Raw genomic sequence first — 15,584 nt, 5'->3', positions numbered from 1 at the left:
ATCATGAAATTTTATCATGTAAAAGCTTACTAACTGAAAACAAAAAATATTGTAAAAAAACACTCTTCACAATCAAATATCTATCGAACAACAATACATTTGTATAGATCGTTGCTATTCAATTTCTGATACAATGATTATTTAAACTTCAACCAATACACTCTTCACAAAGTTGAACTCCTAAACTTAACGACTGTCTAACTTCATTAATTAATATGCTAAAAAAACTACCAAGATTCATTCTAATTTTAATTAGTTTATTATCTACAATTTATACGTATGGACAAGATGCCCCAGAGTCTAGTTTAGAGGAAACTGGAATATGGACGGGTGCATACATTAAAGTCAGGTTTTCTGAGAAACTTGGTTACTATGGTGAGCATCATTATAGGGTGAGAAATGATCTTGATGATGTTAATTCATTCTATGGTAGACCAAGACAAATCTACAATAGAGCAGGTCTTAATATTTTCTTTAATGATTATTTTGAGGCTGTAATTGGACCTACTATGGTGGTGAATTTTTCTCCGGAACCTGGTAGTGACCAATATGAACCATATACTATTGAACATAGAATCTGGCACCAATGGCTCTTAAAAATGCCTATGATGGGTAGAGTAAAAATCTATCATCAATTTAGATTTGAACACCGTTGGAAAAGAGATAATAATATCGGTGCAGAGCATGATTATACCAATAGATATAGGTATAAGATGTTTGCCTACATTCCAATCAATAAAAAGAAGATAGAAAAGAATACACTTTATTTCTCCCCTAGTTTCGAAATCTTTATGCATTCTGGGGCTTCGATTGCCTATAATCCATTTGAAGACTTTAGAACATACAATGGGTTTGGTTACGTCCTAAACAACCAAATCACATTCTTTGCAGGTCATATGTGGACGTTAGGACAAAAGAGTTCTGGATACCAATATAAAGAATCTCACATTCTTAGGTTCAATATCTTTATTGGTCTAGATACTAGAAAAAACAGTAACAAAATGCCTAAAATTAACCTTGGATATTAATATGAAAAAGATACTAATTATCATCCCGTTATGTTTTATTCTATCCATTATTTCTCTTTATGTTTCTGAGCATATAGATCAACTGCATATCAAAATAAAGACACTAGAAAAAGAGGATCTTGAATATAAAGTACTCACTTTAAAAACCACTGCAGATTCATTATTGATTGCTCATCAATACGATACTGCTCTATCATTGTATCATAAAGTCGATAGCATTTATCAATCGGATAGTTATACAGAAAATGCATTGCGTTTCATCGAAGACCAAAAAGTACCTTTCGAAAAAATCAATGAGCTTGAAAAACGGTATTACACCAACCAAAAATATATCTATCGACTAAAGCAAAATCAAGTGGAATTATTTGATAGTATTAATGTGTATAAAACTACAAATCACCTACTCACATCGGATAAAGGAAAACTTGAGCTTGACCTTCAAAAGAATAAGAAAACTATTAAAAACCTTCAGAAAGAATTAGTCTCTCAAAATAAAGACATTGAAAGACTCGATATTCAAAATTATGATGGAGCTGAGATTAAATACATTGGTGAGGTATTTAATGGGAATGCTCATGGTTTTGGGTATGCGGTTTTTGAAAAAACAGGTTTCTATGAAGGACTTTGGGAAAACAATAGAAGAAATGGACAAGGTGTTTATACCTGGGAAAATGGTGACCGCTTTGAAGGAAATTATAAAGCTGGTATAAGAGACGGTTTTGGCGTCTATTTTTTCAAAAGTGGAGAAAGATATGAAGGGTTCTGGAGTAATAATTTAAGAGAAGGTTTTGGTGTTTTATTTAATGATAAAAACGAAGTAATATTTGAGGGCATCTGGAAAAAAGATAAACCGAAAAATAAGAAACTCACTAAATAGATATTAATCATCCATATTGAGGGACTTTAAATGTTGTCTCATCTCAGTTCTGTAAGCCACTAAATCGGGAAATTGATAAAAGAAATTTATCTTTTTATCTTTGATGGAAGTGGCTTCATTTTTTTCATTCAAAATAAAATAAGACCAAGATTCTGCAAAGTCTTCCTCCGGCGATTCTACAGCATAGTCATTGATAAACTGATCTTGGTAATTATCATAAAAGCCTAATAAAAATTTTTGTCTTCTTCGGGATCCTTTCATCGCTATTTCATCCCATTCCAAGAGTAAATCACCTTTCCAAAATTCAGCAACATATAAACCAAGATAACTGTCTTTTTTGGCATAACCTTCTGTTGTTAAATAACCTCTTTCGTCATCTTGATATTTATCCTCCGTTGGTTCTACCTGCTGAATATTCAAAGATAATAAATGTCCAAACTCATGGATTATAGTATGATCCATATCTTCCAACATAGATGGATCATTACTTGTTAAGTCATTATCTATATAATCTAATTCTATTTGCCAATTTTTATTCGATTCATCTAATGGATTCATCCCTCCTAAATCCTCTTCTTTCCCATCAGTATATAAACGAAATGCTACAACATATTGAGCCAAAAATTCATTGGGTAAAACCTTTTTCATATACTCCCAGTACACCTTTGCTTTATTATCTTCAACTGTTCCTTTATCTAATTTGATAGAGCCATTATTTATTTCCCAAACCGCTAATGTTTTTCCAATTTCTTTTTTCTGAGCATGTACCTGAAGAAGAGGTAATAAAAGTAATATTAAAAATTGAGGTAGATTTTTCATGGATAATTTAATTTGGTATCGTATTAATGATGTCGTGATAAGATTGATGGTATTCGAATAACATCAATATAAAAACATTTGTTCTTTGTAGAGGAAGAAAATAAGAAATAAAAAAAGCCACCCTTTTACAGGTGACTAATTTTAAATGTGTATTACATTTTTATGAAGCAATCCAATAAGATTGCATTGTATTTGTGTCTAATTGTCTCATATTGGATGAATCTAATTGACAAATAAAATTGATTAGTCTGTCATCCAGTTCTTTATCTTTTATTACCCTATCATCAATACTATTACTAATGAAGTCTAAAGCTAATGAAATAGCTGGTATAAAAGATTTTGGGAATGCTTGTACTAGAGTGTCACTATGAACTTGGTTCATCAATTGTACAGTATCTTCAGTTTCAATAATTGAATACTTGATAGTTTGCATGATTCTTAAAATTTACTCCACTGCTAAACTCTTCCAAGCTTAGAGATGGAAGGTGTGACATAGTATCACCTCTTCGGCAATACGAAAACGAATCGAGAATGTGTGATCTATAAATCAGATCAATCACTGTGCATTAAATACACCTATTATTTAGTTGACTACTGGAAATAGTGGAATCGAATAAATTAATCGTTCTACACTATTTAGAAGAGAAAAAATTCTACTTATTTAATGGTGGTACTCTTTACCACTTCTTTGAAATAGTTTGTTTGATTTATGAATCGTTCACTCTCTAGGAAGAAGTCTTTATTTTTGGATTTTGATTAAAAATCGTTCTTCCTTTATAATTACTGTCTACTCTTATTCAACAGTTTATTTTTGATAATCTCTCTTAGATGTTTGTTTTGATGATTTATAAAACGGCAAAGTTGAAATTTAGATGTCTGTTTCACATTGAATAACACCATAACCAAAGTATTTCGCTATAATTTAACAAATCAATCCTTTTTTATCATTTTCCACCTTCAAAGAACAACAACAAATATGAAATATTTTAATAAATAAATATTAATTTTTAGATGATTATTTAGAAAAATAAAATTAGAATATTTCAATAATGGTTTTCAATTGTGAAGATATGTAATCATATGTAACGTAGTTTCTAAAAGAGTTATATATTTGAATCATCGCCGGTTAATTTACTAATCGACAAACTAATCAAAATTGCATCATCTTAATTTACTATGAATAATTACATATCTGTTGAACAAGCTTTGTCGAAAGGACGAAAACAGATTCTTTATCCTATGTTATTTATAATCATAGTTGGAGTAAATATATTATTATCTTTATTCCTATTTGTTTTTAAACACTTCGACATATTAACTATACTAACATGCCTTACATTTCCCATCTTGACGGCAGTACTATATTTAGCGTATGCCATCCCTAGATGGAAGTTATGGGCTTATACAAAAGTAGATGATCTTAATGGTCTGAAACAAAAAGTAGCGGTATTTGGAATATTTACGGATAATCATCCGTTTTGGAATCAAATAGCCATTCTTTCCCCGAAAAAGAAGCAACTATTGGAACAGGTTTGTAATAATAATAAATCTAACACTGTCTATTTTAAGTACTCGAACTTACCTTCTTACACAGTGTTAGAAAATAAAAATAGTGAACCTTTTCTAAAAACAATGATTGGTTTAGCTTTATGCTTAACCGGTATTTATCTATTGCTACAGGAAGAATACCCTATTGATTTTATCATCCCCACTATTGCCTTAATATTTGGGGTTTTCATTAGTATATCGAGTATAAAATTATTGTTTTCGAACAAGACTATCGTTGTACTTTCACACCAAGGAGTAGTTATAGATAAAGAATTAATCCCTTGGAAAAATATTAGTAAAATAGAAGCCAATACTAAACCTATTGGTGAAACTTTTAGAGACTATTTATTATTAATTACAAATGGAAATAGTTACGAATTATCTATAGATCATTTAAACTATTCTGTAGAAGAAATCAATGAATTAATAGATTTATATTGTTCAAAAGCATTATCAAGTGGATTATATTAATACTTCCATAAATGGAGATTAATAGATTTTGTTGGTCGTTATATAAAACATCACTCATTACAAAAAGCACAAGAGATTATCATACTTATTTAAATTACATCATCACAAGAAACATTTTCGACAAAAAAAGGTAGAGTTATTAACCCTACCTTTTTTTATTTATTGAGGTATATACCAAAGATCATTCTCTAAATCTACACCACCTTTCATCTGTTCTTGAACTACTCGGTCAACGATAAACATTCCAATCTTGGACATATTATTAAAGTTATCTACAGAATCATTCTCGAAGGTAAATCCTTTTCTTGTTCTATGAATATCAAAACGGTCTGAGAATTTACGATTGAATGCTTGTTCAACACCTTCTTTGCCAATCATAAACCCAATCATACCAGCCCATGTGGCTGTAGGATTATCAGAATCCCATCCTGCAAGGCTACCAATTTTAATGGTTTCTTTTAGATCACCTTCACCATAAAACAAGCTAACTAAACTGGCTCCATAATTAATACCAGCAGCAAAGCAACCATTACAGTATAATTCCTGTGACGTTACATTATAACCATCTTCTTGATTGACTTGGTATTTTTCATAAAGGCCGTCTCGAACTTCTTCCCACTTTGTACCTTTATCATATTCGCTTTTTACATACTCATACATTTTAAAAACGTAGGTATCTTTTGGCATATCTTTGCTGGCCTCTTTAGCCATCCAAAGCACTTGTTGCTTCAAGGGTAACTTCTGATCTACTTTAGAAGCTAAAGAATACATTTTTACATAAAATTCTGAAATAATCTGTGCATCCTCTCTCGCTGTAGTTTGTATCGGAAGCTCAGCCATTTTAAGTGCAATATCTGGCCTTGATGGAGCAAAGAAACCAAAAATTTCAGTAGTTAATTGAGCATCAATCATATTGTAATGCTCATTGTTTTTAGGATCTCCTGTTGCTGGAGGAATTACCCCATCATACATTAGGTCAAAAGCTTGTTGGTTCGACACCCATAAATAGTTTTCTTCTTCTTTATGAATATGTTCCATCCATCCTTTACGAATATCCTCTCCCGATAGCATTGTTTTCCCTAATGTATACAGTAAATGTTGGTAAATATATTCAATATCTGTATCATCATCTGCTCCCCATATCTCATCCTCATCTTTAAAAACAAAATCAATTGTTTCGGACAAATCACTAGGTACCCCTTGCCCCCAAATAGAAGGTTGGTCTGGTTTTCCCCAATCATCTCTGGTATAAAAATCACCCGTTTTAATTTCTCCGATATTTCCAATCTTATCCATCTCAGTCACTAAACCAGTCCAATTACCAATACATTGTCCTAGCCAGAAACCATAGAGTTTATCCTTATACTCCGATCTTGAGATCTTTAAGTCACTTTCTTTTGGTGTATAGGAAGTATGATAATTTAATTTGGGATCCTTGATCACCTCTTTATGATTCTCTTTTGTTGAACATGATGAAAATACCATCACAGAAGCAACAATCGGAAGATACTTTACTATTCTTTTCATTTAATGTATTATTTATTGGTTATAGTTTTGAATACACAATCAAGCCTAAGCCTACTATAAAAAGCAGAAACATTAGATTTAATATTTTATTTGTTCCTTTTGGTGCAGTTTTAAATTCCTTCCAAATATAGACACCCCAAAACGCGGCCACCATGGTAGCTCCCTGCCCTAATCCATAAGATACTGCAGGGCTTGCTTTTTCGGAAGCTAAAATGTTTAATCCCATGCCTAAACCCCATATCATACCTCCAAGAATGCCTATAAAGTGTAACTTTGGTGTTCCCATTGAAAAGTACTCTTTGTAAGAAGTTTTCTCTCCTGAAATTGGTTGATACATATTTATCGTATTAAACACGAAGTTTGAGATAAACAATCCAATAGAGAAAATAAATAGCGCCGAATATGGAGTCAGTTTTCCTGTCTCAGGCTGTTCAAAGTTTAGGCTCATCGATTCCGCTACAAAACCATAGAAGAAGCCCATAGAAACCCCAGCTATTAAAGCGATAATAATTCCTTTTTTGCTACCACTTTGTTTATTCGGTAATTTACTATATGCCAATGCATTAAGAATAATTGCAGTGATAATCAGTACAACACCTATAAAAATAATGTATTGGTTGGCACTTGGATCTTTTAGGTAATTATCGATCACACCTATTACTAGAGCAAGGCCAATTCCTACAGGAAAAGCCACAGCCATTCCTGTAATATCAATGGCGATAACTAATAACAAGTTGGCAATATTAAAAATAACACCTCCTAAGAATGCATTGAATAAAGCAGCAGATTCAGCTTGAGTTATATCATCAATAAATCCTCTCCCTAATTCTCCACTTGAACCTAAAGTAAAAGCCATTAATAAAGACAATAGGATAACTCCAATTGAATAATCCCAATAATACAATTGGAAGCTCCATTTTTGGGAAGCTAGTTTTTGTGTATTCGCCCACGATCCCCAACATATCATGGTCACGAAACATAGCATTACTGCTAAAGAGTAACTTTCAACTATAAACATGATATTAATTATTAAGTTCTTCTAGTGATGGAATAGATGCCTGAGCACCTGCTTTCGTTACTGAAAATGTTGCTGCTCTTGTTCCAAATTCAATACAAGCTGACAAAGGATAATTTTCTGCAAGGTGTGCTGTGAAAGCACCGTTAAAAACATCACCTGCAGCTGTGGTATCTACCGCTTTTACTTTTTGTGCTTCGTAATAGCCTTTCAACTCTTTTGATGACACATAACACCCTTTACTACCGAGTGTGACAATCACATTTTCAATCCCTTTTTGATGTAATTTCTCAACTGCTTCCTTTAATCCTTCTTCGTTATTAATTTCTACTCCAGTTAAAAGAGTCAATTCAGTCTCATTTGGGGTGATATAATTTACTTTTGATAAAACCTCATCACTTAATGCTTGGGCAGGTGCCGGGTTTACTATAACCATAGCACCTTTCTGATGAGCTACTTCAATACTGTGTTCAATGGTTTTGATAGGCACTTCTAGTTGAAGTAAAACAATGGTGTCTTTACTAAAAAGGTGACTTACTTTATCAATACGATTGATATCTAAGTCATTGTTCGCACCAGGAACCACCACAATACAATTTTCTCCATGATCATCTACATTAATCATCGCTACTCCAGTAGGTTGATCAGATGAAGATATATAATCAGTATTGATTCCTACTTTTTTGTAAGATTCCTTGGCCACTTTACCAAAATCATCTTTACCTACACAAGCAATAAATGTGGTTTCTCCTCCTAACTTGGCACAAGCAACAGCTTGGTTTGCTCCTTTTCCCCCCTGATTTTGGAAAAATTGTGAACCAATAATCGTTTCGCCTGCTCTTGGTAATCTATTGCTTCGCGCAACAAGATCAGTATTAGAACTACCTATTACAATAATTTTCTTTTTCATTTCAAACTTCAAATAGTTGCACAATCGTTTGTTCTGTTGATATAAAAAGAAGACGCATTAGTAAAAAAAGCGTCTTGTACAATCGTTTGTGCTACAATTATAAATAGAACAAGTTGAAAAGGAAAATTAGTTGTCACATTTACACTAAATAAAAAGTTTTTTAACACTTTTCCTTTCAACTAAGGTCGTCATAATAAAATCATTATTTGGCTGATCTTCCTCTTGAATTAATTTATATAACATTTCAAAGGCTGATTTACCCATACTTTCTTTATCCTGTTTGACAGTTGTTAGCGCTGGGTTGATAAAATCTGAATATTCATGTTCATCAAATACAATGAGTGATATATCTCCCGGAATATCTAATTGTAATGACTTAGCAGCCTTTAATACACCCAAACCAATTGTATTACTTAAGGCTATTACGGCAGTGAAAGTCGGGTTTCTCTCCCATAAATCTATGAATGTTTTGGAAGCTTCCTCGATATCAAAAGAATGTCCAGTAATGTTTTCCTGAGCTTCTGAGAGTTTATTTTTTTTTAAAGCATCCAAGAATCCTCTCACTCTCATCTTAATGGGTTCACTTTGTTTTCCTTGTAAGAGAGTAATATTTCTATGTCCTTTATTAATCAGGTATTGAGTAGCAATAAAAGTCCCTCCATAATTATCTGATGTAATAAAAGGTATTTTACTTGTATTCAGATATCTATCAATAAAAACTATAGGACAAGATTTGTCAACAACCTTTTCATAATAAGAAATATCTTCGCTTGTAGGGCAAAGAATGATTCCGTCAACATTTCTAGATTTTAATTGATCAATTGCTTTTTTCTCTTTTTCGAAATCTTCATCTGAATCCATCAAGAGGATGGAATAATCTAGGGCTGAGGCTTGTTTTTCAATGAATTTAGCCATAGTACTAAAGAATGGATTGGCAATATCGGGAACTAATAAACCAACAGTAAAAGTCTTAGATACCCTTAAACTTTGGGCAACTCTATTGGGTTGATAACCCATTTTCTCAGCATATTCAGTAACGATTTTGATCGTCTTTTCACTAATTCTATACTCTTTTGCCTTACCGTTTAAAACTCTTGAGATTGTTCCTACTGATATATTTAAGTCGTTTGATAATGACTTTAGATTTACTTTTTTATCCACCTCTTCTTATTCATTTCAAAATTCTATCGATAAAGTTAGCTGAATTAATCTTGAATCAAATAGAAATCAATTCTGGTACTCTAAAATTGAGATTCATTTTGATATATTTGATGTTTATTCAATACTAAACTTATTCAATTCAACTTCTATCAATTATCATGAAAAATAATACATCAAAGTGGATGAGAATTATTCATCGCTACCTTGGTTTTTTTCTTGCAGGTATTATGGCTGTCTATGCACTAAGCGGTGTGATTCTTATTTTTAGAGATACTGATTTTCTTAAAAGAGAGATTCAATATGAAAAAACTGTAGCTCCTCAACTTAAGAAAGAGGAATTAGGGAAAGCCTTATCGATACGTCGACTAAAAGTAGAAAAACAGGAAGGTGATATTATGTACTTTAGGAATGGTACTTATAATGCATCTACCGGAGAGGCTAAATATTCATCTAAGAAATTACCCTTCTTTATAGATAAGATGACACACATGCACAAAGCTACATCTAAATCACCTTTATACTTTTTAAACATCTTTTTTGGCGTATCCTTACTTTTCTTTGTGGTCTCAACATTTTTCATGTTCGCACCAAAAACAAAGATCTTTAAGAAAGGACTATATTATACTGCAGGTGGGATAGTATTAACTATTGTCGTCCTGTTTTATGAATAATAGAAATAACTGTCTATATCATGGTGATGATATAGACAGTTACTAAAATGCTTCTCTAGTAGTTAACCATAGACCTTGTTGGTCATAATTACCAAAACCGTAATCTATTCTAAAGTTCAGTTTCATGTCTTCAACTAATTGGAAACGGATACCGGCACCTACTGTATATTTTACATTTTCAAAGGCATTGGTGCCATTACTACCATAAACATTACCCACTCCTGCAAAACCAACAACTCCTAACCGCCAAAACAAATGTCGACGGTATTCTACTTGAGCCATATAATAGTTTTTATCAATAAATCGGTTAGGCTGAGCAATACTCCTCATTCGCTTAGAACCTCCTAAGGTATTAAGGTAGTAAAATGGAATATCGCCATCTAACATATGAAAGGCAGCAAAAACACCAATCACATTCTTATTATTTTTTATACTGAAGAATTGACTAAACTCCGTAAAAAAATACCAAAAGTTATAATCATTCCCTGTAAATGAAAGATAGGGTGTAAAAGCAATTGCAAGTAATCCTCCTTTTGTTGGATAAACGATATTATCTCTGGTATCTACTCTTATTTCTGGTCCAATTCCCATACTGAACCCACCATTATACCCTTCAACAGTGGCATTTAAATAAGTGTCTTCCACATCCGTTATTTCATTATATTGGATATCATATCTTGCTCCAAAAAAGAAGGTGTCAGATATCTCATATTGCACTTCACCAAAACTGGAGAACCTTCTATTAAAATAATTGACTGTATCGGAAGGTACTGCTTCATTTATACCATAGTATACATTCGGTACATATTGATAGACACCAGTGAAGTACATGTTCCATTTACCTAAGCCAAACATGATTAGACTAGCATCTACATTAAATAATCCTTTGGTCGAAACTAATATAGAAGGAATAAAAGTGGTTGGTCTGTTAAACCTTGTATTTTGCCTCTTCTCAGGATTCTTTTCTTTAAAAGTAAATACAGGCATAAGACCAGCAGAGAATCCTTCCTGTTCACTAAACCCTGCCATTGGGTATGTAACTATGTTCACATTTTCTCCATGGAAAGTAATAACATCAATTACTTTATCTACAAAATTGTGTTCCTGTAATGAGTCTGAATATGTCTCTTCCTGTCCATATGTAAATTGTACAGACAGCATTATTCCTATAACTAAAAGACATTTTTTAAGCATAATTTTTTGAAAGGCAGATAAGATAATGAGTTCTTAAGTTATGATAGTCAACGGACTAAGTTTCTTTATTAATTCTATTATATAAAAATATAGCTTTTGTGGTGTAAATCATATTATTTTAAAAAAATAAACTAAATGAATATCTAATGAAAAAGGTTGTATCATTACTATTATTCTTACTCTTTAATGCTCATTGTTTTGCTCAAGACTATTACAAAGAGATTGAAGAATATCAAGAAGAATTAAACACAGAATATAGAACAAAAGGTGAGTCTCCTTTAAGTGAGAAGGATCGATTGGCTTTTAAAGAGCATGAGTTTTTTCCTATTGATTCTACCTACAAAGTAGAAGCTAAATTTAAAAGGGTAAAAGGTAAACCCTTTAAGATGAAAACATCTTCTAAAAGTAAACCTACCTACGAAAAGTATGGAGAACTGACTTTTACCTTGCAAGGAAAGAAATATAAACTGACTGTATTCCAAAGTCATCGTTTGAGAGCAATGGAAGAATATAAAGATTACCTTTTCTTACCCTTCATGGATAAAACAAATGGTTTTACCACTTATGGAGCAGGAAGATATCTAGAATGTAGAATTCCTGAAGGCAAAACGATCATTGTAGACTTTAATAAGGCTTATAATCCATATTGTGCTTATTCTGATGGATATGCTTGTCCTATTCCTCCAAAAGAGAATTTCCTAGATACAGAGATTAAAGCAGGAATTAAGCTTGATCAAAAAAATAAACACTAAAAAAATCCCTCATGAAAACTTATAGAATCATGAGGGATTTTTTTATTGATAGATGAAATTGAGATTAATGTTTTGTTGAATACATTTCTTCAATTTCATTCTTATAATTTGCATCGATTGTCTTACGCTTTAATTTTAAAGTCGGTGTCATCTCCCCTTTCTCTTGTGAGAATTCACTTGGAAGTAGGGTGAATTTTTTCACCTTTTCAAAATTAGCTAAATCGTGTTGTAATTTTTCGATTCTAGCAGTATACATACGAATGATTTCATTATTTGAGATTAACTCTAGCTTATTATTAAAGCTAATGTTATGCTCATTCGCATACTCTTCTAATATTTCAAAAGAAGGTACAATTAACGCTGAAACAAAGTTTCTCGCATCTGCAATCACTGCAATTTGCTCTACAAAATGATCTTTACCAATCTTTCCTTCAACAAGTTGAGGAGCAATATACTTACCGTTTGAAGTTTTCATCAACTCCTTAATACGGTCAGTAATTAATAGATTACCATACTCATCAAATGCTCCTTTATCTCCAGTTTTAAAGAAACCATCTTCTGTAAATACCTTTGCCGTTTCCTCAGGTTTATTGTAATATCCTTTCATCACAACATCTGATTTAACTAAGATTTCGTCGTTTTCACCTAATTTAATCTCACAGCCAGGCATTGCAGATCCAATTGTTCCTACTTCAAACTTACTGTAAATATGCCAAGCAGATACTGTTGCAGTAGTTTCCGTTAAACCATAACCTAAAATTACAGGAATACCAATCGAATGGAAGAATTGACCAATCTCTGGATCAAGCTTTGCACCACCTGCAGGCATAAACTTGATATTACCGCCCATTAGTTTTTGGAACTTACTCAACACTAATTTAGTGGCAAGATTAAACTTCATCTTATCAAAAGCACCTAAAGATTCACCTGCTTGTTTAGCATCAAAAGCCTTACGACCCATACCAACAGCCCAATGGAAAAGTTTTTGTTTACTTGGCGAAGCCTTTGCTACTTTTTCATGAATAGCAGAATAAATCTTTTCATAGAATCTTGGTACAGCACACATTACTTGTGGCCTTACTTCTACCAAAGCTTCTTTGATTAACTTAGTATCTTCAAGGTAACAGTTTACACCACCTTGCCAGAAAACATATGTAGACCATGCTCTTTCAAAAACATGAGATAAAGGAAGGAAACTAAGGTTCACATCCTTGTCTGTGAAAGACACTAAATCAGTATGTGCATTAAATTGAGAAACCATATTGTTGTAATCTAACATTACTCCCTTTGGTTCTCCAGTAGTACCCGATGTATAGATTAAAGTAGCTAAATCATCGAATGAAGCTTCAGCAACTCTTTTTTCTAATTCCGCTTGCTCATCTTGAGTACCCGTCTCGATAAAATCACTCCACAAAATTCCACCTTTGTGATGGCGTAAATGTGTTGTTTCTTTCATCGCAACAACATACTTCAACGAAGGGCAGTTATCAAAAACTTCGATAGCATTGTCATATTGTTCTTGATCACCAACAAACAATACTTTAATCTCAGCATCATTGATAATATATTCTGCCTGAAGTGCAGTATTCGTAGCATAAATAGATACACTCACTGCTCTAATTTGTTGTGAAGCAAAATCTGCAACTGTCCAATTAGGCATGTTTTGAGCATAAATACCCACTTTATCTTGAACTCCTATACCGTTTTTTAATAACGCTCTAGAAATATAGTCGATTTCCTTACCGAAGTCTGTCCATGAGATACTTTCCCATAATGCGTCTGCTACTCTGTAACGAACAGCATCACGGCTGTTATATTTGGAAACTTGTTCTCTGATTCTATGAACTAAATGTGGCTTTGTAGACATGTTAAATTTATATCTTTTCTCTTTTCACTTGATCGAATGATTGACTTTCAGTCTTCATCAATACCTCCAACAACTAAAGTTGTTAGTTTGTGACAGAAAAAAATTTAAAGAATGATAATTTTCTGCAATAAAAGTGAAATTTACATGAAATGGTAATAAAAAAAGAAACACTTGCCGGAACAGGTGTTTCTTTTACGTATAATTTTCTTCTAATAATTAATTACTCGTCATCTTCCTCATCGAAATGAGAACTTGAAAAGTCCATCATTCCAGAAAGTAAATCTGAAAATGTCGTTTTAGAAGCTAAGGCATGTTTACTAAGTTGACTAAATTCTGCCAATCCATGTAAAACAAATTCCATTTGGTAATATATTTCTTCTTCAGATAAACCTTTGTGAGTATTTTCTACTGTAGCGCGCAAAGTTGGAACGTTATCAAGTTTACTTTTATATTCTTCATAAGAAGTATCATTCAAAAGATCTACTTTATTCGCATCTCCAAACCAGTTTATAACATATTGGTACGGATTATCTTCAGATTTTCTTACCTTTTCAGGTGATGGGTAATTTTCTAAAAATTGCTTTCGAATTGCTTTGCTTAATAAGCTTTGGGCTACTTCTCCTGCTCCTTCTTGCTCACCTTCATAGACTAGCTCTATCTTACCCGTAATGGCTGGTATTGTTCCTATCATATCAGAAACACGCACATAGGTATTATCTTCACCATTAATCAACATTCTTCGTTCTGCTGAAGAATATAGATTTTCCATTGCTGAGATTGTTAGCCTCGCAGAAACTCCACTTTTTTCATCAACAAATTCACTTTCTCTAGCTTCAAAAGCAATCTGTTCAATTAGACTCCTTGATAAGTCATTTATAGATACTTGATTAAGTTGTGCTTCTTGTACTTTAGCCTCCTGTTTGGTAATCTTTTTACCGATCTCCAACTCTTTTGGATAATGAGTAATAATTTGTGATTCAATTCTATCCTTAAGTGGAGTTACAATACTACCTCTATTGGTATAATCTTCAGGGTTAGCTGTAAATACAAATTGGATATCTAAAGGCAATCTAATTTGAAAACCTCTAATTTGTATATCACCTTCTTGCAAAATGTTGAAAAGAGCTACTTGAATCCTAGGCTGCAAATCTGGAAGCTCATTAATCACAAATAGTCCTCTATGAGACCTCGGTACTAGTCCGTAATGAATCACTCTCTCATCAGAATAACTTAATTTATCTGTTGCCGCTTTGATTGGATCTATATCACCTATTAAATCCGCAACTGTAACATCCGGAGTTGCCAATTTTTCTGAATATCTATCTTCTCTTTTCCACCAACTAATAGGGGTATCATCTCCTTTTTCTTCTAATATTTTCTTTCCAGAATAAGATAAAGGCTGAAAAGGATCGTCGTTTAGTTCACTCCCTTCTATCACCGGAATAACATCATCTAAAAGATGTACCATTAATCTGGCAATCCTGGTTTTTGCTTGTCCTCTCAACCCAAGTAAATTGATGTTGTGTTTTGATAATACTGCTCTCTCCAATTCAGGTATTACAGTATCCTCATAACCCCAAATCTCAGGGAATGGATTTTCTTTATTTTTTAGTTTTAATATAAGGTTATCTCTTAATTCGTCTTTTACTGACTTTGAAGTATAACCACTTGCTTTAAGTGCACCTAGAGTGGTGATTGCTTGTTTTTCTTGTGTAGAAAGTTGAGTGTATGTATTCATTCTTAA

The 15,584-nt window shown here is 32.7% G+C and carries 14 protein-coding genes; 5 read left to right on the top strand and 9 right to left on the bottom strand.

The genetic code is table 11. The features are described 5' to 3' along the window. Positions 1–215 precede the first annotated feature (215 nt). Positions 216–1,028, top strand: a complete 813-nt coding sequence (locus tag HGP29_RS21110) for a DUF2490 domain-containing protein (RefSeq protein WP_168884422.1) — start codon at positions 216–218, stop codon at positions 1,026–1,028. Position 1,029: 1 nt separating this feature from the next. Further along, positions 1,030–1,905, top strand: coding sequence for an MORN repeat-containing protein (locus tag HGP29_RS21105; protein WP_168884421.1), 876 nt, complete (start codon positions 1,030–1,032; stop codon positions 1,903–1,905). 3 nt (positions 1,906–1,908) lie between these two features. Here the strand turns inward: HGP29_RS21105 and HGP29_RS21100 are convergent, their stop codons facing one another. Together HGP29_RS21100 and HGP29_RS21095 are read right to left on the bottom strand one after the other, a co-directional pair. Beyond that, on the bottom strand, positions 1,909–2,724 hold the full coding sequence (locus HGP29_RS21100) for a putative zinc-binding metallopeptidase (protein ID WP_168884420.1): 816 nt from the start codon (positions 2,722–2,724) through the stop codon (positions 1,909–1,911). A gap of 160 nt (positions 2,725–2,884) precedes the next feature. After that, positions 2,885–3,157, bottom strand: coding sequence for a hypothetical protein (locus tag HGP29_RS21095; RefSeq protein ID WP_168884419.1), 273 nt, complete (start codon positions 3,155–3,157; stop codon positions 2,885–2,887). A 914-nt stretch (positions 3,158–4,071) separates the two neighbouring features. Between HGP29_RS21095 and HGP29_RS21090 the strand changes: the two genes are divergently transcribed. Next, the gene (locus tag HGP29_RS21090) at positions 4,072–4,743 is read left to right on the top strand and encodes a hypothetical protein (RefSeq protein WP_211093363.1); all 672 of its coding nucleotides are present in this window, start codon (positions 4,072–4,074) and stop codon (positions 4,741–4,743) included. Positions 4,744–4,902: 159 nt separating this feature from the next. Here the strand turns inward: HGP29_RS21090 and HGP29_RS21085 are convergent, their stop codons facing one another. The 4 genes from HGP29_RS21085 to HGP29_RS21070 form a co-directional block, all read right to left on the bottom strand. After that, positions 4,903–6,270, bottom strand: coding sequence for an ADP-ribosylglycohydrolase family protein (locus HGP29_RS21085; protein ID WP_168884417.1), 1,368 nt, complete (start codon positions 6,268–6,270; stop codon positions 4,903–4,905). A gap of 19 nt (positions 6,271–6,289) precedes the next feature. Continuing rightward, the gene (locus tag HGP29_RS21080; protein ID WP_168884416.1) at positions 6,290–7,288 is read right to left on the bottom strand and encodes a GRP family sugar transporter; all 999 of its coding nucleotides are present in this window, start codon (positions 7,286–7,288) and stop codon (positions 6,290–6,292) included. A 4-nt stretch (positions 7,289–7,292) separates the two neighbouring features. Further along, complete coding sequence (gene rbsK, locus HGP29_RS21075; RefSeq protein ID WP_168884415.1) at positions 7,293–8,195, bottom strand: ribokinase; 903 nt, start codon at positions 8,193–8,195, stop codon at positions 7,293–7,295. A gap of 144 nt (positions 8,196–8,339) precedes the next feature. Further along, entirely contained in the window at positions 8,340–9,356 is a 1,017-nt protein-coding gene (locus HGP29_RS21070) for a LacI family DNA-binding transcriptional regulator (RefSeq protein ID WP_168884414.1), read from the bottom strand. A gap of 158 nt (positions 9,357–9,514) precedes the next feature. Between HGP29_RS21070 and HGP29_RS21065 the strand changes: the two genes are divergently transcribed. Further along, positions 9,515–10,027, top strand: a complete 513-nt coding sequence (locus HGP29_RS21065; RefSeq protein WP_168884413.1) for a PepSY domain-containing protein — start codon at positions 9,515–9,517, stop codon at positions 10,025–10,027. Between the two features lie 42 nt (positions 10,028–10,069). Here HGP29_RS21065 and HGP29_RS21060 read toward each other — a convergent pair whose 3' ends face one another. After that, a complete protein-coding gene (locus HGP29_RS21060) occupies positions 10,070–11,188 on the bottom strand; it encodes a BamA/TamA family outer membrane protein (protein WP_168884412.1) in 1,119 nt (372 codons plus the stop codon). A 179-nt stretch (positions 11,189–11,367) separates the two neighbouring features. On the opposite strand from HGP29_RS21060, the gene HGP29_RS21055 reads away from it, so the two are divergent. After that, positions 11,368–11,973 carry a DUF1684 domain-containing protein gene (locus HGP29_RS21055; protein WP_168884411.1) on the top strand — a complete coding sequence of 202 codons (606 nt, stop codon included), beginning with the start codon at positions 11,368–11,370 and terminating at the stop codon, positions 11,971–11,973. Between the two features lie 64 nt (positions 11,974–12,037). Here the strand turns inward: HGP29_RS21055 and HGP29_RS21050 are convergent, their stop codons facing one another. Both HGP29_RS21050 and HGP29_RS21045 read right to left on the bottom strand, forming a co-directional pair. Then, positions 12,038–13,840, bottom strand: coding sequence for an AMP-dependent synthetase/ligase (locus HGP29_RS21050; protein ID WP_168884410.1), 1,803 nt, complete (start codon positions 13,838–13,840; stop codon positions 12,038–12,040). Positions 13,841–14,060: 220 nt separating this feature from the next. Next, positions 14,061–15,578 (bottom strand): sigma 54-interacting transcriptional regulator, encoded by a 1,518-nt coding sequence (locus HGP29_RS21045; RefSeq protein WP_168884409.1) that lies wholly within the window; start codon positions 15,576–15,578, stop codon positions 14,061–14,063. Positions 15,579–15,584 lie beyond the last annotated feature (6 nt).

Origin of the sequence: Flammeovirga agarivorans, assembly GCF_012641475.1 — a bacterium.
Taxonomy (GTDB): Bacteria; Bacteroidota; Bacteroidia; order Cytophagales; family Flammeovirgaceae; genus Flammeovirga; species Flammeovirga agarivorans.
The sequence above is the reverse complement of the archived record's forward strand: the minus strand, read 5'-3'. Positions and strand labels throughout refer to the sequence as shown.

Excerpts from the sequence above, each read along its gene's own strand:
- HGP29_RS21110 (WP_168884422.1), top strand. The coding sequence starts at position 216 with ATGCTAAAAAAACTACCAAGATTCATTCTAATTTTAATTAGTTTATTA.
- HGP29_RS21105 (WP_168884421.1), top strand. The coding sequence starts at position 1,030 with ATGAAAAAGATACTAATTATCATCCCGTTATGTTTTATTCTATCCATT.
- HGP29_RS21100 (WP_168884420.1), bottom strand. The coding sequence starts at position 2,724 with ATGAAAAATCTACCTCAATTTTTAATATTACTTTTATTACCTCTTCTT.
- HGP29_RS21095 (WP_168884419.1), bottom strand. The coding sequence starts at position 3,157 with ATGCAAACTATCAAGTATTCAATTATTGAAACTGAAGATACTGTACAA.
- HGP29_RS21085 (WP_168884417.1), bottom strand. The coding sequence starts at position 6,270 with ATGAAAAGAATAGTAAAGTATCTTCCGATTGTTGCTTCTGTGATGGTA.
- HGP29_RS21080 (WP_168884416.1), bottom strand. The coding sequence starts at position 7,288 with ATGTTTATAGTTGAAAGTTACTCTTTAGCAGTAATGCTATGTTTCGTG.
- rbsK (WP_168884415.1), bottom strand. The coding sequence starts at position 8,195 with ATGAAAAAGAAAATTATTGTAATAGGTAGTTCTAATACTGATCTTGTT.
- HGP29_RS21065 (WP_168884413.1), top strand. The coding sequence starts at position 9,515 with ATGAAAAATAATACATCAAAGTGGATGAGAATTATTCATCGCTACCTT.
- HGP29_RS21060 (WP_168884412.1), bottom strand. The coding sequence starts at position 11,188 with ATGCTGTCTGTACAATTTACATATGGACAGGAAGAGACATATTCAGAC.
- HGP29_RS21055 (WP_168884411.1), top strand. The coding sequence starts at position 11,368 with ATGAAAAAGGTTGTATCATTACTATTATTCTTACTCTTTAATGCTCAT.
- HGP29_RS21050 (WP_168884410.1), bottom strand. The coding sequence starts at position 13,840 with ATGTCTACAAAGCCACATTTAGTTCATAGAATCAGAGAACAAGTTTCC.
- HGP29_RS21045 (WP_168884409.1), bottom strand. The coding sequence starts at position 15,578 with ATGAATACATACACTCAACTTTCTACACAAGAAAAACAAGCAATCACC.